Origin of the sequence: Rhizobacter sp. J219 (genome assembly GCF_024700055.1) — a bacterium.
In the GTDB taxonomy this organism is placed as follows: Bacteria; Pseudomonadota; Gammaproteobacteria; order Burkholderiales; family Burkholderiaceae_C; genus Rhizobacter.
The window spans coordinates 2,778,804-2,797,523 of sequence record NZ_JAJOND010000001.1; the positions used below are offsets into that span (position 1 = coordinate 2,778,804).

Below are 18,720 nucleotides of genomic sequence, written 5' to 3' on the forward strand. Positions count from 1 at the left end.
TGCCGCACCCTCGGGCCACGGCGCTGTCTTCGTGCAATCAGCTGATCTTGAACCGCGCCACCGACTGCTTCAGTTCTTCAGCAGTACGCGACAGTTCGCGCACCATCTGTGCCGTCGAGCGGGTACCTTCACCGGTCTGCTCCGTCACCGCGAAGATGTGCTGGATGTTGGCAGCCACCACGTTCGCAGATTCGGCTTCCCGTGACGCTTGTGAGGAGATCTGTTGAATCAGGTCGGCGAGCTGGCGTGACACGCGGTCGATGTCGCCCAGTGCGTTACCGGCCGCGTCAGACAGTCGGGTTCCTTCCACCACACCCTGCGTCGAACGTTCCATGGCGCCCACCGCATCTTGGGTGTCGGTCTGAATGGTCTTCACCAGGGCCGCGATCTGGCGGGTTGCATCGCCGGAGCGTTCTGCAAGCCGCTGCACTTCTTCCGCCACCACCGAGAAGCCCCGGCCGGCTTCACCGGCGGACGCTGCTTGAATGGCGGCGTTCAGTGCCAGCACGTTCGTCTGTTCGGTAATGTCGGAAATCAGTTCGGTGATTTCACCGATCTCCTGCGACGACTCGCCGAGTCGCTTGATCCGCTTGGAGGTTTCCTGGATCTGGTCGCGGATGGAGTTCATACCGCCGATCGTGTTTTGCACCGCGGTCAGACCGGTTTCGGCAGCTTGCAGCGACTGGCGTGCCACCTGGGCCGTCTGCTGGGCTTGTGCCGACACTTCGTTGATTCGGTTCGCCATCTGGAGCACCGACTCGCCGGTTTCGCGAATCTCGCGCAGCTGCTCGTCGGAGGCGGCCAGCAGTTCGGTCGACGTGGCTTCCACCTGCTGCGTCGTTTCGGTCACCCGGCCCACCGTGCCCTGCACCTGCGACACCAGGGTTCGAAGTTCTTCCACCGTGTAGTTCACCGAGTCGGCAATAGCACCGGTGATGTCCTCGGTCACGGTGGCTTGCTGTGTGAGGTCACCTTCAGCCACTGTCTGCAGTTCGTTCATCAATCGCAGAATGGCGGCCTGGTTGGCGTCGTTCACGCGCTTGGCTTCCTGCTCCTGGCGTTCGGCTTCCATCTGCTGGGCCTTCGCGACCTGGGCTCGTTGCGCCTGATCGTTCACGTACAGCTTCACGAGGCCGGCACCACCGAGCGCAATCATCGCGGCGAAGACCACGATCACCACCACGGCGATGGCGCTGAAGCCGGTCACGACGCCGAGGCGGTCCTGCACGCTTTCCAGGCCTTTGCGCAGCGGTTCGCTGTCTTGAATGATCGAGGCCTGGGCTTCACGCGCCGAGACCAGACCCTGTAGGTTGCCCAGAATCGAGCCGGCTTCCGCGCGGGTCTCTTCGTATTGCTTCAGCAGGGCTTGCAGACGCTCCTTGGTCTGCGGGTCTTTCGTGCCCGGCAGGCGGAGTTCCTGGTTGCCGTTGAGCAGGCCATCGGCGATTTCGCGGAAGGAGTTCAAGTCCTTGCCGAGCAGGAACACCGCCTCCGGCGACACGCCTTCCATGGTCAGGAATTCGTTGGCCGATTTGCCGATGCGCTGGGTCAACATCACGAGCTGGCCCACGGCGGACAGTTCGGCCGGCGAGGCCTCCTGCTGCAGTTTCAGCGACGAGACGGTTTCGGCGATTTCCAGCAGGTCAGACGACTGTCGGTTGATGGTGCGAAGCGCCTTGCCCACCTGCGTCAGGATCTTCTGCTGACCCATCACGGTGTTGGCGTTCTTCTCGGCGCGGTCGACGAGCGGCACCATGGGCGCCAGGACCTCCTGCACGGAGGACGGCGCAGCGTCCAGGCCGCCCTCACCCTTGGCGAGACCACGCACGCTCTTGGCCAGGACTTCGGTGGACTCCTTCACTTCGGGGAAGGCCGACGCCGAACCGATCAGTGCCTGCGACACCGACTTCGCGAGTCGCTGCGACTGCATCAGCGCCTGGCCGGAAGCGGCCACCTGCGCCGCGCCCTTCGATGCGGAGTTGAACGAGTACAGCGTCATGCCGATCAGGCCCAGGAGGCCGACCACCACCAGGCCGAGCAGCACCCGTTGCTGGGTCGCGACCGGCTGCTTGCCGATCAGCGGCAGGCCGGTGGCGTTGACCTCGTCACCCATGCCGGCGGGCAGCCGGGTCTCGGAGAAGTCAGCGATCTCGGACGGGGCAGCCTCGGTGATGATGGACGAGTCCATGTGGGCCGTGCGCGTCGGCGCCTCGCTGGCGGTCGCGGTGCTGGCGCCGTCCATCGTCGACCGGTCCAGTGTCATGACGTCATCGAGAGGAATGACAGGGTTGTCGCCATCCAGGCCGTTGGAGTCGCGACCCTTGCCAATGCCTTTGATCTTGTCCAGGAAGCTCATATGTTCCTCGTTCCGTCGTGTCTCAGAGTGACTGTCAGAAGGTCGAAGCGCCCAACACGCTTCAGCCCGCGATTCTCAAAAATGCAGACTCGTTGGCCAGCGCCGCAAGATTCAGCTCGCGCCACAGGCGGTTGTTCTCGTCTCGGTACGGCGCCCCCACGAAGGCCGGCTTGGCCTGGCCGTCGTCGGCCTCGCGCTTGAGCTGCTCCAGGCTGCGCAGGCCGGAGAGCCGGTCCACCATCAGCGCGGAGTTGATGTTCAGGTCGTTGTTGAAGGCGACAAACCAGGACTGGTCGCGCGCCGGCTCGTTGCCTCGGATGCCCAGGAAGCCCGCCAGGTCGACCACGCCGTGCAGCTTGCCGCGCAGGTTGGCCACGCCGAGAAACCAGCGGCTGGTGTACGGCACCGGCACCGCGGGGGCAAAGGGGAAGATTTCGCCGGCTTCCTGCAACGGAAACAAAAAGCCGTGGCCCGCACACTCCACGGCCAACCAGGATCTCCCGCGCTCTTGCGACTGAGCCGCCTTCAACCTTTCGGCGAGGCGGCTTTGCAGTTCGCGTAGTGCTTCCTTATTGGCCATTCACACCTGCCTGCATGACGTGGAGGGTTGGGAGGTTCAGTCGAATGCCTTGATCTTGGCCACCAGCTCGTCGGCATCGACGGGCTTGACGATGTAGTCGCGTGCGCCCTGGCGCATGCCCCAGACCTTGTCGGTTTCCTGGTTCTTGCTGGTGCACATGATCACCGGCACATCGGTGAAGCGCGGGTCGCGGGTGATGGCGCGGGTGAGCTGGAAGCCGTTCTGGCCCGGCATCACCACGTCCATCAGGATGAGGTCGGGCTTGTCTTCGCCCAGCCGGCGCATCGCGTCTTCGCCGTCTTCGGCGGTGCGCACTGAATAGCCGCGCTTGGTCAGCAGCTCGGACAGGAAATGCAACTCGGTCTTCGAGTCGTCCACCAACAGGATTTTCTTGATCGCCATGCTCGCTACTCCATCTCGGCCGGCGCGTCGTTGCGCCGGCAGTCACTCATTCTCATTCGGACCGGCGGTGCTGCTCTACCGCTTGCAGCAACTGGTCTTTCGTGAAGGGTTTGGTCAGGTAGGCCTCGGAGCCCACCATGCGGCCACGGGCCTTGTCGAACAGGCCGTCTTTGGACGACAGCATGATCACCGGCACCGATGAAAACTTGGGGTTGCGTTTGATGATGGCGCAGGTCTGGTAGCCATCGAGACGCGGCATCAGGATGTCGCAGAAGATGAGATCGGGCGCGTGGTCGTTCACCTTGGACAGGGCATCGAATCCGTCTTCGGCCAGCAGGACCTGATAGCCACCCTGCTTCAGGAAGATCTCTGCGCTGCGGCGGATGGTGTTGCTGTCGTCGATGACCAGCACCTTCATGCCTGCAAGGGCGTCATTGCTCACCAGGTAATCTCCTCAACGACTTCGGGTCGACACTGTCGGTTCATCCCAACGCGGCCCAGAAGGTCAGATCTGGACCATCTCGAAATCTTCCTTACGAGCGCCACATTCCGGACAAGTCCAGTTCATGGGCACTGACTCCCAGGGCGTCCCCGGTGCTATCCCGTGGTCAGGATCGCCAGCCGCTTCGTCGTAAATCCAACCGCAAATCAGACACATCCAAGTACGTGTCGCGCTGGCGTCTTTGCTCACGTTAGTTCTTAATCGCTCACTACAATGAAAAACGATTGTAGCCACGCAAAAAGCCAAAAAGGCGTTAGTTTGTGGGCACATACGCCACATTCCTCACATATTTCTAGAAGTGCTGGCAAACCCTGAATCCCTGATGAACGCCCCATGACGACGAACGACGCGACTGCCACGGAAACCAGCACCGACAACCCGCACGACGCGCCCGCGCCGGCCTGCGTGATGAGCTTCAACGCCAGCGACCCGAGCGGTGCCGGGGGATTGGCGGGTGACGTGGTCACCATCGCGGCGATGGGCGCCCACGCCCTGCCGGTGGTGACCGCAGTGGTGCTCAGGGATACCGCCGAAGTGTTCGATCACACTGCGCTCGATGCCGACGTGCTGGTCGAGCAGGCGCGCAGCATCCTCGAAGACGTGACCATCTCGGCCTGGAAGGTCGGCTTCCTCGGCACGGCCGAAAGCGTGAGCGCGGTGGCCGAAGTGCTGTCCGACTACCCCGAGGTGCCGCTCGTCGCCTACATGCCCAACCTGTCGTGGGTCGACGAGGACGAGCAGGCCGCTTACCTCGACGCCTTCCGCGAGCTGGTGTTGCCGCAGACCGAGGTGCTCGTCGGCAGCCACCAGACGCTCACCGACTTCCTGCTCCCCGAATGGAGCGGCGACCGCCCCGCCTCGCCGCGCGAGCTCGCCGTCGCCGCAGCGCAGCATGGCGCGCGCTTTGTGCTCGTGACGAGCGTGCCGCTGCCCGACCAGTTCCTCGACAACGTGCTGGCCTCGCCGCAAGGTGCGATCACCGGCGAGAAGTTCGAGCGCTTCGAGGTCAGCTTCGTCGGTGCGGGGGACACCCTCTCCGCCGCACTGGCTGCGCTGCTGGCCTCCGGCAGCGAGCTGCATGCCGCCGTGGGCGAATCGCTGTCCTTCCTCGACCAGGCGCTCGATGCCGGTTTCCGCCCCGGCATGGGCAATGTGATCCCCGACCGCTTCTTCTGGGCCCTGCCGCCGGCCGAGGAGGGCGCTGAGGGCGCTGGCCCCGAGGCCGACGACGGCGACCAGGCCCCGAAGGACCCGCGCCATGTCCACTAACGCCCAGCTGTTCGAGCGCGCCCAGCGCGTCATCCCCGGGGGCGTCAACTCGCCGGTGCGTGCGTTTCGCGCGGTCGGCGGCACGCCGCGCTTCATCAGCCGTGCCGAGGGCCCATACATCTTCGACGCCGAAGGCAAGCGCTACATCGACTACATCGGCTCCTGGGGTCCGATGATCCTCGGCCACGGTCACCCCGAGGTGCTCGATGCGGTGCAGAAGGCAGCGCTCGATGGCTTCTCGTTCGGCGCGCCCACCGAGCGTGAGGTGGAGCTGGCCGAGGAGATCCTGAAGCTCGTGCCAAGCCTGGAGCAGGTGCGTCTCGTGAGCTCCGGCACCGAAGCCGCGATGAGCGCCATCCGCCTCGCCCGCGGCGCAACCGGCCGCCACAAGATCATCAAGTTCGAAGGCTGCTACCACGGCCACGCCGATGCGCTGCTGGTGAAGGCCGGCTCCGGCCTGGCGACCTTCGGCAACCCGACCAGCGCCGGCGTGCCGCCCGAGGTGGTGCAGCACACGCTGGTGCTCGAGTACAACAACGTCGCCGCGCTGGAAGAGGCCTTCAAGCTGCACGGCGACGACCTCGCCTGCGTGATGATCGAACCCATCGCCGGCAACATGAATTTCGTGCGCGCGAGCCTGCCCTTCATGACCCGCCTGCGCGAGCTGTGCACGCAGCACGGTGCGCTGCTGGTGTTCGACGAGGTGATGACGGGCTTTCGCGTCGCGCTGGGCGGTGCACAGAGCCTCTACGCGAAGGCGATTACCGGCTTCGCGCCCGACATGAGCGTCTTCGGCAAGGTGATCGGTGGCGGCATGCCGCTCGCGGCCTTCGGCGGCAAGCGCGGCGTGATGGAAAAGCTGGCGCCGCTCGGTCCGGTCTACCAGGCCGGCACGCTGTCGGGCAACCCGGTGGCCACCGCCTGCGGCCTGGCCACGCTCAAGCAGATTCAGAAGCCCGGCTTCTTCGAGGCGCTGTCGGCCAGCACCCGCACGCTGGTCGAAGGCTTGAACGCCGCGGCCAAGTCGGCCGGCTTACCCTTCGCCAGCGATTGCGAAGGCGGCATGTTCGGCTTCTTCTTCGGCGCTTCGCTGCCGCAGAACTACCCGGCCGTGATGGCGACCGACAAGGAGCGCTTCAACCGCTTCTTCCACGCCATGCTCGACCGCGGCGTGTACCTCGCCCCGGCGCTGTACGAGGCGGGCTTCGTGAGCTCGGCCCACACCGCCGCCGACATTGCCGCCACCGTCGACGCGGCACGCGAAGCCTTGAAGGCCTGAGCGATCAGGCAGGCGAGGAGCGCAGGGCGTAAGTCTTGCCGTCGACGAACAGGTACTCCACCCGCACGATGGCTTCGCCCTTCTCGCCCGGGAAGGTGTAGCCCACGACGGCGAGCGGCGTGCCCGGCTTGATCTCGGCGACCTGCCAGGCCTGCAGGCGCGACAGGGGCGCCAGCTCCAGCTCCCACTGCTTGTCGCGACGCGTGGGCAGCACCGTCTTGCCGAGGATGGCCGGCCCGTCCACCTGGGCCGATTGCGCCGGCACCGGCCGTTTCGCCAGGTCCACAGGTAGCCGCAGCGGCGATGCCAGTTCCAGCTCGACCTCGGCATGCGGGTTGCGCCACGCCACCTTGGTCGCACGCCCATCCAGGTAGAGCGGCCGCTCGGCATCGAAGTTGCTCCATCCGTGATGGGCCCACGCCGGCAGGACGCAGACACCCGCGCCGGCCATCAGGATCAGACGTCGTTGCATGGAGGTCTCCTCGTGTTGTCACACATAGGCGATGAAACGGCCGCAGGCTACGACAAGCAGCCAAAGCCCCATGGACAGCGCGGTCTGCCAGCGGGCCACGCGGTCGAGCTTGTCGAGCCCGCCGCGCAGGTGGAAGGCCGCCGCGTTCGCGCCGGCCGCGATCACCAGCACGGCCTTGAGCCACAACGCACGGTTGGCCTGCAGCTCGACCCACTGGCTGGCGAGCATCACCCCACCGCTGGTCGCCGCCAGCGCAAACCCGGCGAGCGCCAGGCCCAGCGACAGTCGCGCGAGCGGCCTCAACGGCAACGCCGCCTGGAGCCCCCAGACCCGGATCTCGAACAGCACCAGGTTGCCCACCAGCAGCGCCACGCCCACGAGGTGCAGCGTCTCCAGTGCGGGGTAGGCCCAGGGGTGCGTCGCGATCCAGTTCATGCCTGGGCATTGTGAGGTCGACGAATGACAGCGACTCCTAGAATCCCGCCCATGCACATTCACATCCTCGGCATCTGCGGCACCTTTATGGGCGGTCTGGCCGCCCTCGCGCGAGAAGCCGGCCACACCGTCACCGGCTGCGACGCCGGCGTCTACCCGCCGATGAGCGACCAGCTGCGCGCCCTCGGCATCGAGCTGATCGAAGGTTACGGCGCCGACCAGCTCAAGCTCAACCCCGATCTCTACGTCATCGGCAACGTGGTGTCGCGCGGCAACCCACTGGTCGAAGCGATCCTCGACAGCGGCGCGCGCTACACCAGCGGCCCGCAGTGGCTCGCCGACAACGTGCTGCAGGGCCGCCACGTGCTGGCCGTCGCCGGGACGCACGGCAAGACCACCACCACCTCCATGCTCGCGTGGATGCTCGAGAAAGCCGGCCTCGAGCCCGGGTTCCTCGTCGGCGGTGTGCCGCAGAACTTCGGCGTGTCGGCGCGTCTCGGCACCGGCAAGACCTTCGTCATCGAAGCCGACGAGTACGACACCGCCTTCTTCGACAAGCGCAGCAAGTTCGTGCACTACCGGCCGCGCACCGCGATCCTCAACAACCTCGAATACGACCACGCCGACATCTTTCCCGACGTGGCTGCGATCGAGACCCAGTTCCACCATCTCGTGCGCACCGTGCCGCCGTCGGGCCGGCTCGTGGTCAACGCACGCGAGGAAACACTGCAGCATGTGCTGGAGCGCGGCTGCTGGAGCGAGGTGGTGCGCTTCGGCACGCGCAAGGAAACACCTGGCGCGCTGCGCGCCCGCGGTGAGCCGCATGCTTTCGACGTGCTGCGCGGCAGCCTGAAGATCGCGCGTGTCGACTGGCAACTGCTCGGCGAACATAACCAGCTCAACGCGCTGGCCGCCATCGCGGCAGCCGAGCACGTGGGTGTGTCACCCGAGGTGGCAGGCCAGGCGCTGGCATCGTTCGAGAACGTGCGCCGCCGGCTCGAGCTGCGCGGTGAAGCCGGTGGCGTGAAGGTCTACGACGACTTCGCCCACCATCCGACCGCCATCCGCACCACCATCAACGGCCTGCGCCGCAAGGTGGGGGCCGACCGCATCCTCGCCGTCTTCGAGCCCCGCTCCAACACCATGAAGCTCGGCGCCATGAAGGCCCAGCTGCCGTGGGCGCTGGAAGAAGCCGACCTGTCGTTCTGCCACCAGGCCAACCTCGGCTGGGATGCGCGCGAGGCGCTCGCACCGATGGGCGACAGGGCCATCGTGGTCGACACCATCGAGGCGCTCGTCAACGCCGTGCGCCGCGCCGCCAGGCCGGGCGATCACGTGCTGTGCATGAGCAACGGCGGCTTCGGCGGCATCCACGGCAAGCTGTTGACGGCGCTCGCGTCCTAGCGCGAGGCCAGCGCACAGCCGCTGCGAAGCGGCCGTGCACCCTCTTGGAGGGTGGCATCACGTACTCGTGATGCCGGGTGTCGTCAACTTCTGATCATCGAGGCGCGTAGCGCTTCGGTCAGTTGCGACAGGCTGTCCTGCAGGTGAGCCCGGCTCTCCACCGACAGCCTGCCGTTCGTCGACGCGCGTTTGAGCTGCGACTGCAATTCCACCGCCTGCATGCGCATCAGGCTCAACGCGTCGGGTGGCAAGGCCGCCGAGCCGCGCACGAGCAGGTTCTGCACACGCTTCAGGTGCTCGCGCTGCAGGTTGCGGCGCAGGCGGTCGATCTCGCGGCCGCTTTTCAGCTCGCTCCACACCGCGCCCTGCAAGGTGCCGTACACCTCGGCGAGCGAGATGATGTTGCGCGGGTTGGCATCGGGCACAAACGAGGGCAGGTCGAGCAGGCGTGATGCGGTGCCGGGGCTGAGCAGGCGGTCCATCGCCACCGTCTGCACCTGCAGCACGGCCGAGGGAATGCTCACCGGCCCGCCGCGGTCCCACTCGTTGTAGTCGGGTGCAAGGCTCGCGATGAACTCCGGCTTGAAGCGGAAACTGTCGGCGTTGAACACACCTTCGGCGAGGAACTTGAGCGCCTCGCGCTGCCGCGCCGGCTCGACCGGCGCATAGGCCGCACGCCGCGTGGTACCGGGCAGGTCGCGCACGGTGTACATGCCGCCCACGTACTTGCCGACGAGTTCGCTCGCGCGGCTGAGCTGGCGGAAGCCGCTCAGCAGGATGCGCCGCTGCCGCACCGCCTCGTCGCCCGGCTGCGCACCGCGCTCCTGCACCCGCTGCCACAACTCGCGTGACAGCTGCAGGCGGCGCACGTAGTACGCGAGCGGGTCGTCGCCAAGGTCGAAGCGGTTGACCAGCGGATCGATGCCGTCGTTGCCGGGGATGCCGCCCGCATCGGCGTCGTCGGCATACGCCAACAGCGGGTCGGTGCTGCGCGAGGCGATGCGGGCCAGTTCGGTGGCCTCGTCGGCCGGTGCGATCGGCTTGTAGGCGTATTCGATCGCCCAGTAGTCGTAGGGGCCGAGCGTGGTGTTGTTGAGCGCGCCCTGCTTCTCGCCGCGCAGCGCGATGTTGTAGGCGTTGTAGTCCATCACCGAGCCGGAGATGCCGTTCTTCTCGGTGAAGTCCTTGTCCTGCAGCTTGTCGCGCGGGACGACGGTGGAACCCTTGAAGTTGTGCTTGAGGCCGAGCGTGTGGCCCACCTCGTGCATCACCGTGTCCTTGATGACCGCCTGCACGAAGGCTTCGGCCTCCGGGCTGTCGGGGGCCATGTCACCGCGCGCTTCGAGCACGTCGAGCGCGAAGTTCATCTCGGCGGCGTTCTCGCGGGCGTAGTTGCAATAGGCGTCGTGGTGGGCATGGGTGTGGGAATGCGTGCCCGGCGGGGTCGCGGCCACGTCTTCCACCACGAAGCGACGCGCGCTGCGGCCGAAGACATCGCTCATGCCGATGTCGGCGTCGATGATCTCGCCGGTGCGCGGGTCGCCGTGGTGCGGGCCCACCGCAAAGCCCACGTCGGCGCCGACGAACCAGCGGATGGACGCATGCCGTGCGTCCATGTTGTCCCACTCGGCGTCGTCGGGCTGGTGGCGCACGACGATGGCGTTCTTGAAGCCGATCCGCTCGAAGGCCTTGTTCCACTCGAGTACGCCCGCCTCGACCGACTTGCGATAACGCGGCGGGATGTTCTTGTCGAGCCAGTAGACGATGGGCTGCTTGGGCTCCGAGATCTCGGCCTGCGGGTCGCGCTTCTCCAGGCGCCAGCGGCTCACGTAGTGCACACGCGGGTTGGCCTTGAGGTCGGTGCCGAGGTCGGTGACGGACTTGAAGAAGTGGCCGAGCCGCGGGTCGGTCTTGCGTGGCGCCATCGGTTCGTCGGGCAGCTTGGTGAAGCTGTAGACGAAGCCGACGAACATGCTGCGCGCATCGGGCGTGGTCGACGGCGGCGGCGGTGTGGGCACGGGGCTTGGCGTGAGCGGCGGCGCGGGAATGCGCGAGGTGGCAAAGTGCACGCGGGCGCTGACGGTCGTCATCTCGTCGCTCACGCGTGTCTTCTCGAAGAAGGAATTGCCGCGGTCCAGCGAATACGGCATGCGGAAGGCAGCCTCGATGCGTGTCGAGTAACCCGGGATGTCGGTCAGCAGGAAGCCGGCGTCGATCAGCACCGATTTGCGCTGCGGGTGCGGCGCACTCGCGATCGCCGCCGAGCCGAGCAGGCTGTGCGAGAAGCCCTGCTCCACCGCCGGCTTCATGCCGGCCGTGCTGCTGACGAAGGCCGCGTTGAGCGCGATCAGCTGCATTTGGTTGGTGCCGATCTTGCGAAAGGTCGCCAGCCACGACGGGCCCATCTGGCTCGCATACAGGCCACGCTCGCCCACCGAGCCGGCCACGTTGACCGACAGGAGGAAGGGCTGGTCGAGCCGCTCGGCGGGGATCTCGAGCCAGATCTTGTCGTCCTTGCGCCAGATGGGCACGAAGCCCGGCTGCTGCGTCGCGCCTTTCACGACGTCGTCGAACGGCCGCGGCGCCGCGGGGTCGGGCCGCGCCGCGGGCGCGCCGGCCACACCCGAGGCAGCGCCCGACGCGGCCGCCGCGGCACCGGCCGCGGCCTGTGCCGGCGGCGCCGCGCCCGCCACGGGCGCAGGCACCGCGCGGGTGTTGGCCTTCTCGGTCGTCGTGGTCTTCGCGGCGGCGCTCGCGGTGGGCGCCGGCGTGGCGCAGGCCTGCAGCATCACGGCCAGTGCCAGCACCAGCCCGAGCGGGCGAAACGGAAGACCATCGGGCAGACCAGCGAGTGCGTTCACGAAAAATCCTTGCGAAGCGAAGTCGGGGAAGGCGAAATCGGACAGGAGGTGTGCGGGCCAGTTTAGGCGCGCCGACAACCCGCGGCACCGGGTGAGATTGTGGAGTCGGGCACACTGCAAGGCCCTCGCCTCCACCCGCGGCGACAGGCTTCGAGCCACCCGCGCCCGCCCGGTTCCCATGACACCGACCCATTTGTTGTATCTGCACGGTTTCCGCTCGTCGCCGCAGTCGGCAAAGGCCACCCGCATGGCCGCCTGGGTGCGTGAACACGCCCCGCGCCTCACCTGGTGGTGCCCGCAACTGCCGCCGTCGCCGCGCGAGGCGGTGCACATGCTCGAACACGGCGTGAGCCGCTGGCCGCACGAGCGCATGGCCATCATCGGCAGCTCGCTCGGGGGCTTCTACGCCACGGTGATGGCCGAGCGCCTGGGCTGCAAGGCGGTGCTTCTCAACCCCGCGGTCGACCCGGCGCGCGACCTCGCCCGCCACATTGGCGAAACCACCGCCTGGCACAGCGAGGAGCGGTTCTTCTTCCGCCCGGAGTACGTCGACGAACTCCGCGAGATGACGCCAGGTGCGCTGGCCGATCCGGCCCGCTACTTTGCCGTCATCGCCACCGGCGACGAAGTGCTGAGCTGGCGCGAGATGAGCGAGCGCTACCGGGGCGGCCACCTGCGCATCGTCGAGGGCAGCGACCATGCGCTGACCGACTTCGACGAGCACCTGCCGCACCTGTTGCACTTCCTCGAACTTGGGCCGTCGCCCTGATCGTTTCGCGCGGCGACAATCCCGGTCATGACACCCCCACGTTCACTCCGTTCACTGCCCCCCGAGGGGGCGCGTCAGGCCCTTCGGGCGGCCGGGCGGGCCTGACATGTACGCACTGTTTGATGACGCCGGGAAATTCCACGCCGGCCGCGTGATGTCCGAAGCCGACACCTCGATGCAGATCGAGCTCGACTCCGGCAAGCGCGTCAAAGTGAAATCCGCCAACGTGCTGCTGAAATTCGAGCAGCCCGCCCCCGCCGAGCTGCTGGCCGAAGGGCAGCGCCTCGCGCAGGAGATCGACCTCGATCTCGCCTGGGAATTTGCTCCCGACAGCGACTTCGGTTTCGCTGACTTGGCGCGCGACTACTTCAACGACAAGGCGAGTGCCGCGCAGCAGGCGGCCGCCCTCTTCCGCCTGTTCGAAGCGCCGCACTACTTCCGCCGCCTCGGCAAGGGCCAGTTCAAGAAGGCGCCGGAAGAGATCGTGAAGGCCGCGCTGCTCGGCATCGAGCGCAAGAAGCAGCTCGCCGCGCAGATCGACACCTGGGCCCGAGAGCTGGTGGCCGGCCAGTGTCCGGTGCCGGTGCGCGAGCAGCTCTACAAGATCCTCTTCAAGCCCGACAAGAACGCGGCCGAGTACAAGGCGGTGGTCGAAGCGTCGAGGCTCTCGCACAGCGCGCCGCTCGACCTGCTGAAGGCGGCCGGCGCGATCGACTCGCCCTACCAGTTCCACTGGCGGCGCTTCCTCTTCGAGAACTTCCCCAAGGGCACGGCCTTCCCCGCACTCAGCGCGCCCGAGATCAAGGACAAGCTGCCGGTGGCCGCGGTGCAGGCGTTCTCGATCGACGATTCGCAGACCACCGAGATCGACGATGCGCTGTCGGTGCAAGGACTCGGCACCGGCACGGTGGTATTCGGCGTGCACATCGCCGCCCCCGGCCTCGCGATCACGCCGGAAGGCGCGATCGACAAGGTGGCGCGCGATCGGCTGTCCACCGTCTACATGCCGGGCTACAAGCTGACCATGCTGCCCGACGAAGTGGTGCAGGCCTACACGCTGCTGGAAGGGCGCGAGTGCCCGGCCGTCTCGCTGTATGTGAGCTACGACGAAGCGACACTCGACGTGAAGGGCAGCGAAACGAAGCTCGAACGTGTGCCCATCGTTTCCAACCTGCGCCACGACCAGCTCGATGCGGTCATCACCGAAGCCTCGCTGACGGGGGAAGCGCCCGCCGACTACGCCCACGCCACCGAGCTGGCCTTCGCCTTCCGCCTCGCACGCCACCTGAAGGCGGCCCGCGAGGTGGTACGCGGCAAGCCGGAACTCTTCAACCGCCCCGACTACAACTTCCGCCTCGAAGGCAACGACGGCCGCGAGCCGCAGGGTGACGAACGCGTGCTGATCAGCACCCGCACCCGTGGCGCGCCGCTCGACCTGATCGTGGCCGAGGCGATGATCCTCGCCAACAGCACCTGGGGCGGCTGGCTGCACGAGCTGGGCGTGCCCGGCATCTACCGCAGCCAGGCCAGCATGGCGCCCGGCGTGAAGGTGCGCATGGGCACCAAGGCCGCGCCGCACGCCGGCATGGGCGTAGCGCAGTACACCTGGGCCACTTCGCCGCTGCGCCGGTATGTCGACCTCGTGAACCAGTGGCAGATCATTGCCTGCGCCCGCCACGGCCGCACGGCGCTGCTCGCCGCACCGTTCAAGCCGAAAGACGCGGCGCTCTTTTCCATCATCTCGAGCTTCGACGCGGCCTACACCGCCTACAACGGCTACCAGTCGGGCATCGAACGCTACTGGACGCTCCAGTACCTGGCGCAACACGGCCTGCAGGAGCTCGATGCGGCGGTGATGAAAGACGGCCTGGTGCGCGCCGAGACGCTACCGCTCGTCTTCAAGGCGGTGGGCGCCGAGCGCCTGCCGCGCGGGGCGATCGTGCGGGTGCGCATCACCGGCACCGACCTGCTGACGCTCGATGTGCACGCGAGCGTGCTGCAGCGCCTCGACGACCCGTCGACGAAGGCCGACGACGCTGTGGTGGAAGACACCGAGATCGAAGACGCCGAGGCGACCGCCGGCCCGCTCACGCTCGCGATCGACGTACAAGCGGACGTCCAGGCCGATGCGCAAGGGGATGCCACCGAGGAGCCCTCCACCGCCAGCGCGGTAGCATCGTCGCCCTCTGTCTGACGCTCCACATGGCCAAGCTTTCGGTCCTTCAGGTTTCGCTCACGGTCTCGGTCGTCGTGCACGCCGGCCTGCTGGCCTGGCCGGCGGTCGACCCCGAGGGCTTCACCCGCGCGTTCCAAGACACGCCGCTGGAGGTGATCCTCGTGAACGCGCGTGGCAGCGAAGCGCCGACCAAGGCGCAGGCGATCGCGCAGCGCAACCTGGCGGGCGGCGGTGACGTCGACCGCGGTCGCGCCACCTCGCCGCTGCCGAGCGCCACGCTCACCGAGATCGGCGAATCGGCCGAAGATGCCCGCCGCCAGATCGAGCAGCTGCAAGAGACCCAGCAACAACTGCTGGCCCAGGTGCGCCGCGAGCTCGCGACCCTGCCCCAGCCCGACCCCAAGCGCGACCAGGGCCGGCCGCAGGACCGTTCTCAGGAAGAGCGCCGCAAGCAGCTGCTGCAACTGCTGGCCGAGATCGAAAAGCGCATCAACGAGGAAAACGCGCGGCCCAAGAAGCGCTACATCAGCCCGTCCACGCGCGAAGAGGTCTACGCGATTTACTACGACCAGCTGCGCCGCAAGATCGAAGACCGTGGCACGCGCAACTTCCCCGAGCACCAGGGCAAGAAGCTCTACGGCGAGCTGGTGATGATCATCACCGTCGACTCGGCCGGCCGCATCGTCGAGACCGAGATCGTGCAGGCCTCGCAATCGAAGCTGCTCGACAAGCGCGCCGTCTCCATCGTGCAGGCGGCGGCGCCGTTCGGCTCGTTCTCGTCGGCGATGAAGAAGCAGGCCGACCAGCTGGTGATCCCCACCCGCTTCCGCTTCTCGCGCGAAGACGGCTTTGCCACCTCGGTCGCCGAACCCGTGAAGCAGCAGTGAGCCCTCCCGATCGTTACGTCGTCGCCGGCAACCCGGTCGAGCACAGCCAGTCGCCCTTCATCCACGCCGAGTTCGCACGGGCGACCGGGCAGCCGGTGGCCTACGACCGGCTGCTGTGCCCGCTGGATGGCTTCGAGGCCACGGTGCGTGCGTTTGCCGACGGCGGCGGTCGCGGCTGCAACGTGACCGTGCCCTTCAAGATCGACGCCTACCGGCTGGCAGCGCGCCGCAGCCCGCGTGCCACGCTCGCCGAAGCCGCCAACGTGCTGCGCTTCGATGCCGAAGGCTGGTACGCCGACAACACCGACGGCATCGGCCTCGTGCGCGACATCGAGCGCAATGCCGGTGTCGGGCTGCGCGGCAAGCGTGTGCTGCTGGTCGGTGGCGGTGGTGCCGCCGCCGGTGCGCTCGGGCCGCTGATCCAGGCGCGTCCGCAAGAGATCGTGATCGCCAACCGCAGCATCGACAAGGCCGAGGCCCTGGTGAAGCGCCACGCCGAGCTGGCGTACGCGCATGACGTCAAGCTCGGTGCCCGCCCCCTGCAAGCCCCGGGCGAGGCCTTCGACGTGGTGGTCAACGCGACCGCGACCAGCCTGCAGGGCGCTGCCATTCCGGTCGCGCCGAGCGTGCTGAGTCCAGGCGGCCTGGCGTTGGACATGATGTACGGCCCCGCCGCCCAGGGCTTTCTCCAATGGGCCGGGCAGCACGGCGCCACCGCACGCGACGGCCTCGGCATGCTGGTGGAGCAGGCGGCCGAGGCCTTCCATGTCTGGCGCGGCATCACCCCCGAGACGGCGCCGGTGCTGGCCGCACTGCGCGCCCGGCTGGCCTCACGATGAAGCCCTTCGTCCGCCACCTGCTGCGCGTCGTCGGGCTTGTGGTGGTCTGCGGGCTGTCGCTGCAGATCTACTTCCTCGCGCGCATCGGCTTGATGGCCGTGGTCGACCCGCAGTCCACCACCTTCCAGCGCTCGGAGATGCGCCGCATCGTCGCCGAGCAGCACCAGCTCCTGTGGAGCCAGCAGTGGGTGGACGACGACCGCATCTCCGACCACCTCAAGCGCGCGGTGATCGCCTCCGAAGACGCCGGCTTCACCGAGCACAGCGGCGTCGAGTGGGAGGCGCTGGAAAAAGCCTGGGAGAAAAACCTCCGCGCCGAAGCCCAAGCCGAGCGCATCAACGAGCGCCAGGCCAAGCAGGCGGCGCGCACCAACCGCCCCCCGCCCGAGAAGCCCAAGGCCACGCCCAAGATCGTGGGCGGCTCCACCATCACCCAGCAGCTGGCCAAGAACCTCTTCCTCAGCGGCGAGCGCAACTTCCTGCGCAAGGGGCAGGAGTTCGTCATCACCTTCATGCTCGAAGGCACGCTGTCCAAGCGGCGCATCCTCGAGATCTATCTGAACAACGTGGAATGGGGCGAAGGCCTCTTTGGCGCGCAGGCCGCGGCCCGCCATTACTTCCACGTCAACGCCGACAAGCTCGGCGCCTACCCCGCGGCGCGACTGGCGGTGATGCTGCCGGCCCCCAAACGCTTCGAGAAGCGGCCCAACTCAGCCTACGTGATGGGCCGGGCGGGCACCGTCGTCGCCCGCATGGGCTCGGTGGAATTGCCCGAATAGGGTGAGAGCACGCCGGCAAGCTCCGCCTTCCTAGAATCGCCGACATGGGCACCCAACTCAGCGCCGAAGTGGCCAGCGCGGCCGCGCGCCTCATTGTTGAAGAAGGCATGGAGTACGGCCCGGCCAAGCGCCGCGCCGCCAAGATGCTCGGCCGCGGCAGCGTGCGTTCGGTCGACCTACCGGGCAATGACGAGGTGGAAGACGAAGTGCGCTCGTACATCCAGCTCTTCTGCGCCGACACCCAGCCGGGCGAGCTGCGCGCGCTGCGCAAGGTGGCGCTGCTTTGGATGGAGCGCCTGCAGGACATGCGGCCGCACCTGACCGGCGCGGTGTGGCGCGGCACGGCGACCCGGCTGTCGAGCGTGCACCTGCAGCTTTTCTGCGACGACTCCAAGCAGGCCGAGCTGGCCCTGATCGACAAACGTGTCGACTACGACGTCGGCTCGCTGAACGGCCCGCGCGGCGAGCCGATCGACGTGCTGTCGGTCAGCAGCATGAGCCCCGAGCTGGGCGAGCCGGTGACCGTCCACATGAGCATCCTCGACCATGACGACCTGCGCGGCGCACTCAAGCCCGATGTGCGGGGCCAGTCGGAGCGCGGCGACCTTGCCGCCTTGCGGCGGCTGCTGGACGAGGACGCCGCGTGAAGCGCCGCCAAGCCCTCGTGACCGGCGGCGTGGCGCTGGCGGCCGCCGCCGCGGGTGCCGGCTGGGCCTGGTGGCGGCACCGAGAAACGCCCCCCGACACCGGCGCCGAACAAGCCCTCTGGCAAGAGCGCTTCCAGCGGCCGGAAGGCGGCGAGCTGGCCATGGCAACGCTGCGCGGCCAGCCGCTGGTGCTCAACTTCTGGGCCACCTGGTGCGCTCCATGCGTCAAGGAAATGCCGCTGCTCGACGCCTTCTATAAAGAGCACAAGCCCAAGGGCTGGCAGGTGGTGGGGCTGGCCATCGACAGCCCGACGCCGGTTCGCGAGTTTCTCGGCAAGCTGCCGGTGAGCTTCCCCATCGGGCTGGCGGGCCTGAACGGCGTCGACCTGAACCGCGCCTTGGGCAACCCGAGCGGCGCACTGCCCTTCAGCGTGGCCTTCGACCGGCAAGGCCAGGCCATCTTCCGCAAGCTCGGGCTCTTGAAGCCGGAAGACCTGGCCGAATGGGCCGCAAAGTTCGCCTCCGGGCAATAAATTGCTTCATGCGCGGATCAGCGCTCAAAAACGCGTAAAGTTCGGCCTTCGCTTTTGAAGCCATGAAGATCCTCGTCATCCACGGCCCCAACCTCAACCTGCTCGGCACCCGCGAGCCGGCAGTCTATGGTTCGACGACTTTGGATCAGATCAACGCAGAACTCGCGAAGATCGCCACCGATGCCGGGTCCACGCTGGAAAGCTTCCAGAGCAACCACGAAGGCGCGCTGATCGACCGTGTGCAGGCCACGCGACTCGATGGCACCGACTTCGTGATCATCAACCCCGGCGCGTTCACACACACCAGCGTGGCCCTGCGCGATGCGTTCGCGGGCGTGGCGATCCCATTCATCGAAGTGCACCTGTCAAATGTGCACCGCCGCGAGCCGTTCCGCCACCATTCTTATTTTTCCGATCTCGCCGAAGGCGTGATCGTCGGGCTGGGCGCCGATGGATACCGCCTTGCCCTGGGCCATGCGCTCAAGCGCGGCCCGAAGGCCCAGCCGCCTCGCTCGGCCTGACCCGGCACG

General features: G+C 67.3%; 19 protein-coding genes. 11 read left to right on the top strand and 8 right to left on the bottom strand.

Annotation, left to right across the window (positions count from 1 at the left end; genetic code table 11):
* Positions 1–37 precede the first annotated feature (37 nt).
* The 5 genes from LRS03_RS12740 to LRS03_RS12760 all read right to left on the bottom strand — a co-directional run bounded on the left by LRS03_RS12740 (position 38) and on the right by LRS03_RS12760 (position 3,996).
* Positions 38–2,356, bottom strand: a complete 2,319-nt coding sequence (locus LRS03_RS12740; protein WP_257825818.1) for a methyl-accepting chemotaxis protein — start codon at positions 2,354–2,356, stop codon at positions 38–40.
* Positions 2,357–2,417: 61 nt separating this feature from the next.
* Positions 2,418–2,936: a chemotaxis protein CheW gene (locus LRS03_RS12745; protein WP_257825820.1), complete on the bottom strand. Its 519-nt coding sequence runs from the start codon at positions 2,934–2,936 to the stop codon at positions 2,418–2,420.
* A 36-nt stretch (positions 2,937–2,972) separates the two neighbouring features.
* Entirely contained in the window at positions 2,973–3,338 is a 366-nt protein-coding gene (locus tag LRS03_RS12750) for a response regulator transcription factor (RefSeq protein WP_201811401.1), read from the bottom strand.
* A 52-nt stretch (positions 3,339–3,390) separates the two neighbouring features.
* Entirely contained in the window at positions 3,391–3,756 is a 366-nt protein-coding gene (locus tag LRS03_RS12755) for a response regulator (protein WP_257829515.1), read from the bottom strand.
* Between the two features lie 87 nt (positions 3,757–3,843).
* Positions 3,844–3,996: a rubredoxin gene (locus tag LRS03_RS12760; protein ID WP_257829516.1), complete on the bottom strand. Its 153-nt coding sequence runs from the start codon at positions 3,994–3,996 to the stop codon at positions 3,844–3,846.
* A gap of 177 nt (positions 3,997–4,173) precedes the next feature.
* Here LRS03_RS12760 and thiD point away from each other — a divergent pair, with 177 nt between their 5' ends.
* Both thiD and hemL read left to right on the top strand, forming a co-directional pair.
* Positions 4,174–5,109, top strand: a complete 936-nt coding sequence (thiD, locus tag LRS03_RS12765; protein WP_257825822.1) for a bifunctional hydroxymethylpyrimidine kinase/phosphomethylpyrimidine kinase — start codon at positions 4,174–4,176, stop codon at positions 5,107–5,109.
* Positions 5,099–6,388, top strand: coding sequence for a glutamate-1-semialdehyde 2,1-aminomutase (gene hemL / locus LRS03_RS12770; protein ID WP_257825823.1), 1,290 nt, complete (start codon positions 5,099–5,101; stop codon positions 6,386–6,388). The genes thiD and hemL overlap by 11 nt, the downstream gene beginning before the upstream one ends.
* A 4-nt stretch (positions 6,389–6,392) precedes the next feature.
* On the opposite strand, the gene LRS03_RS12775 is transcribed toward hemL, so the two are convergent.
* Together LRS03_RS12775 and LRS03_RS12780 are read right to left on the bottom strand one after the other, a co-directional pair.
* Positions 6,393–6,860 carry a DUF6152 family protein gene (locus tag LRS03_RS12775; RefSeq protein WP_257825824.1) on the bottom strand — a complete coding sequence of 156 codons (468 nt, stop codon included), beginning with the start codon at positions 6,858–6,860 and terminating at the stop codon, positions 6,393–6,395.
* Between the two features lie 18 nt (positions 6,861–6,878).
* A complete protein-coding gene (locus LRS03_RS12780) occupies positions 6,879–7,295 on the bottom strand; it encodes a hypothetical protein (RefSeq protein WP_257825825.1) in 417 nt (138 codons plus the stop codon).
* A 51-nt stretch (positions 7,296–7,346) separates the two neighbouring features.
* On the opposite strand from LRS03_RS12780, the gene mpl reads away from it, so the two are divergent.
* Positions 7,347–8,699, top strand: a complete 1,353-nt coding sequence (gene mpl / locus LRS03_RS12785; RefSeq protein WP_257825827.1) for a UDP-N-acetylmuramate:L-alanyl-gamma-D-glutamyl-meso-diaminopimelate ligase — start codon at positions 7,347–7,349, stop codon at positions 8,697–8,699.
* A gap of 83 nt (positions 8,700–8,782) precedes the next feature.
* Here mpl and LRS03_RS12790 read toward each other — a convergent pair whose 3' ends face one another.
* Complete coding sequence (locus LRS03_RS12790) at positions 8,783–11,560, bottom strand: zinc-dependent metalloprotease (RefSeq protein ID WP_257825829.1); 2,778 nt, start codon at positions 11,558–11,560, stop codon at positions 8,783–8,785.
* A 178-nt stretch (positions 11,561–11,738) separates the two neighbouring features.
* On the opposite strand from LRS03_RS12790, the gene LRS03_RS12795 reads away from it, so the two are divergent.
* The 8 genes from LRS03_RS12795 to aroQ all read left to right on the top strand — a co-directional run bounded on the left by LRS03_RS12795 (position 11,739) and on the right by aroQ (position 18,711).
* A complete protein-coding gene (locus tag LRS03_RS12795; RefSeq protein ID WP_257825830.1) occupies positions 11,739–12,329 on the top strand; it encodes a YqiA/YcfP family alpha/beta fold hydrolase in 591 nt (196 codons plus the stop codon).
* Between the two features lie 106 nt (positions 12,330–12,435).
* Complete coding sequence (locus LRS03_RS12800; RefSeq protein ID WP_257825832.1) at positions 12,436–14,523, top strand: ribonuclease catalytic domain-containing protein; 2,088 nt, start codon at positions 12,436–12,438, stop codon at positions 14,521–14,523.
* Between the two features lie 8 nt (positions 14,524–14,531).
* Positions 14,532–15,392, top strand: coding sequence for an energy transducer TonB (locus LRS03_RS12805; protein WP_257825833.1), 861 nt, complete (start codon positions 14,532–14,534; stop codon positions 15,390–15,392).
* On the top strand, positions 15,389–16,231 hold the full coding sequence (gene aroE / locus LRS03_RS12810) for a shikimate dehydrogenase (protein ID WP_257825835.1): 843 nt from the start codon (positions 15,389–15,391) through the stop codon (positions 16,229–16,231). The genes LRS03_RS12805 and aroE overlap by 4 nt, the downstream gene beginning before the upstream one ends.
* Positions 16,228–17,010, top strand: a complete 783-nt coding sequence (locus tag LRS03_RS12815) for a transglycosylase domain-containing protein (protein WP_257825837.1) — start codon at positions 16,228–16,230, stop codon at positions 17,008–17,010. Before aroE ends, LRS03_RS12815 begins: the two co-directional genes overlap by 4 nt.
* A 44-nt stretch (positions 17,011–17,054) precedes the next feature.
* Complete coding sequence (locus LRS03_RS12820; RefSeq protein WP_257825839.1) at positions 17,055–17,657, top strand: hypothetical protein; 603 nt, start codon at positions 17,055–17,057, stop codon at positions 17,655–17,657.
* A complete protein-coding gene (locus tag LRS03_RS12825) occupies positions 17,654–18,190 on the top strand; it encodes a TlpA disulfide reductase family protein (protein ID WP_257825841.1) in 537 nt (178 codons plus the stop codon). The genes LRS03_RS12820 and LRS03_RS12825 overlap by 4 nt, the downstream gene beginning before the upstream one ends.
* Before the next feature lie 62 nt (positions 18,191–18,252).
* Entirely contained in the window at positions 18,253–18,711 is a 459-nt protein-coding gene (gene aroQ / locus LRS03_RS12830) for a type II 3-dehydroquinate dehydratase (protein ID WP_257825843.1), read from the top strand.
* The last annotated feature ends 9 nt before the right edge of the window (positions 18,712–18,720 follow it).

Excerpts from the sequence above, each read along its gene's own strand:
- LRS03_RS12820 (WP_257825839.1), top strand. The coding sequence starts at position 17,055 with ATGGGCACCCAACTCAGCGCCGAAGTGGCCAGCGCGGCCGCGCGCCTC.
- LRS03_RS12805 (WP_257825833.1), top strand. The coding sequence starts at position 14,532 with ATGGCCAAGCTTTCGGTCCTTCAGGTTTCGCTCACGGTCTCGGTCGTC.
- LRS03_RS12800 (WP_257825832.1), top strand. The coding sequence starts at position 12,436 with ATGTACGCACTGTTTGATGACGCCGGGAAATTCCACGCCGGCCGCGTG.
- hemL (WP_257825823.1), top strand. The coding sequence starts at position 5,099 with ATGTCCACTAACGCCCAGCTGTTCGAGCGCGCCCAGCGCGTCATCCCC.
- LRS03_RS12775 (WP_257825824.1), bottom strand. The coding sequence starts at position 6,860 with ATGCAACGACGTCTGATCCTGATGGCCGGCGCGGGTGTCTGCGTCCTG.
- thiD (WP_257825822.1), top strand. The coding sequence starts at position 4,174 with ATGACGACGAACGACGCGACTGCCACGGAAACCAGCACCGACAACCCG.
- aroQ (WP_257825843.1), top strand. The coding sequence starts at position 18,253 with ATGAAGATCCTCGTCATCCACGGCCCCAACCTCAACCTGCTCGGCACC.
- LRS03_RS12760 (WP_257829516.1), bottom strand. The coding sequence starts at position 3,996 with ATGTGTCTGATTTGCGGTTGGATTTACGACGAAGCGGCTGGCGATCCT.
- LRS03_RS12780 (WP_257825825.1), bottom strand. The coding sequence starts at position 7,295 with ATGAACTGGATCGCGACGCACCCCTGGGCCTACCCCGCACTGGAGACG.
- LRS03_RS12755 (WP_257829515.1), bottom strand. The coding sequence starts at position 3,756 with ATGAAGGTGCTGGTCATCGACGACAGCAACACCATCCGCCGCAGCGCA.
- LRS03_RS12795 (WP_257825830.1), top strand. The coding sequence starts at position 11,739 with ATGACACCGACCCATTTGTTGTATCTGCACGGTTTCCGCTCGTCGCCG.
- LRS03_RS12745 (WP_257825820.1), bottom strand. The coding sequence starts at position 2,936 with ATGGCCAATAAGGAAGCACTACGCGAACTGCAAAGCCGCCTCGCCGAA.
- LRS03_RS12740 (WP_257825818.1), bottom strand. The coding sequence starts at position 2,356 with ATGAGCTTCCTGGACAAGATCAAAGGCATTGGCAAGGGTCGCGACTCC.
- LRS03_RS12750 (WP_201811401.1), bottom strand. The coding sequence starts at position 3,338 with ATGGCGATCAAGAAAATCCTGTTGGTGGACGACTCGAAGACCGAGTTG.
- LRS03_RS12815 (WP_257825837.1), top strand. The coding sequence starts at position 16,228 with ATGAAGCCCTTCGTCCGCCACCTGCTGCGCGTCGTCGGGCTTGTGGTG.
- mpl (WP_257825827.1), top strand. The coding sequence starts at position 7,347 with ATGCACATTCACATCCTCGGCATCTGCGGCACCTTTATGGGCGGTCTG.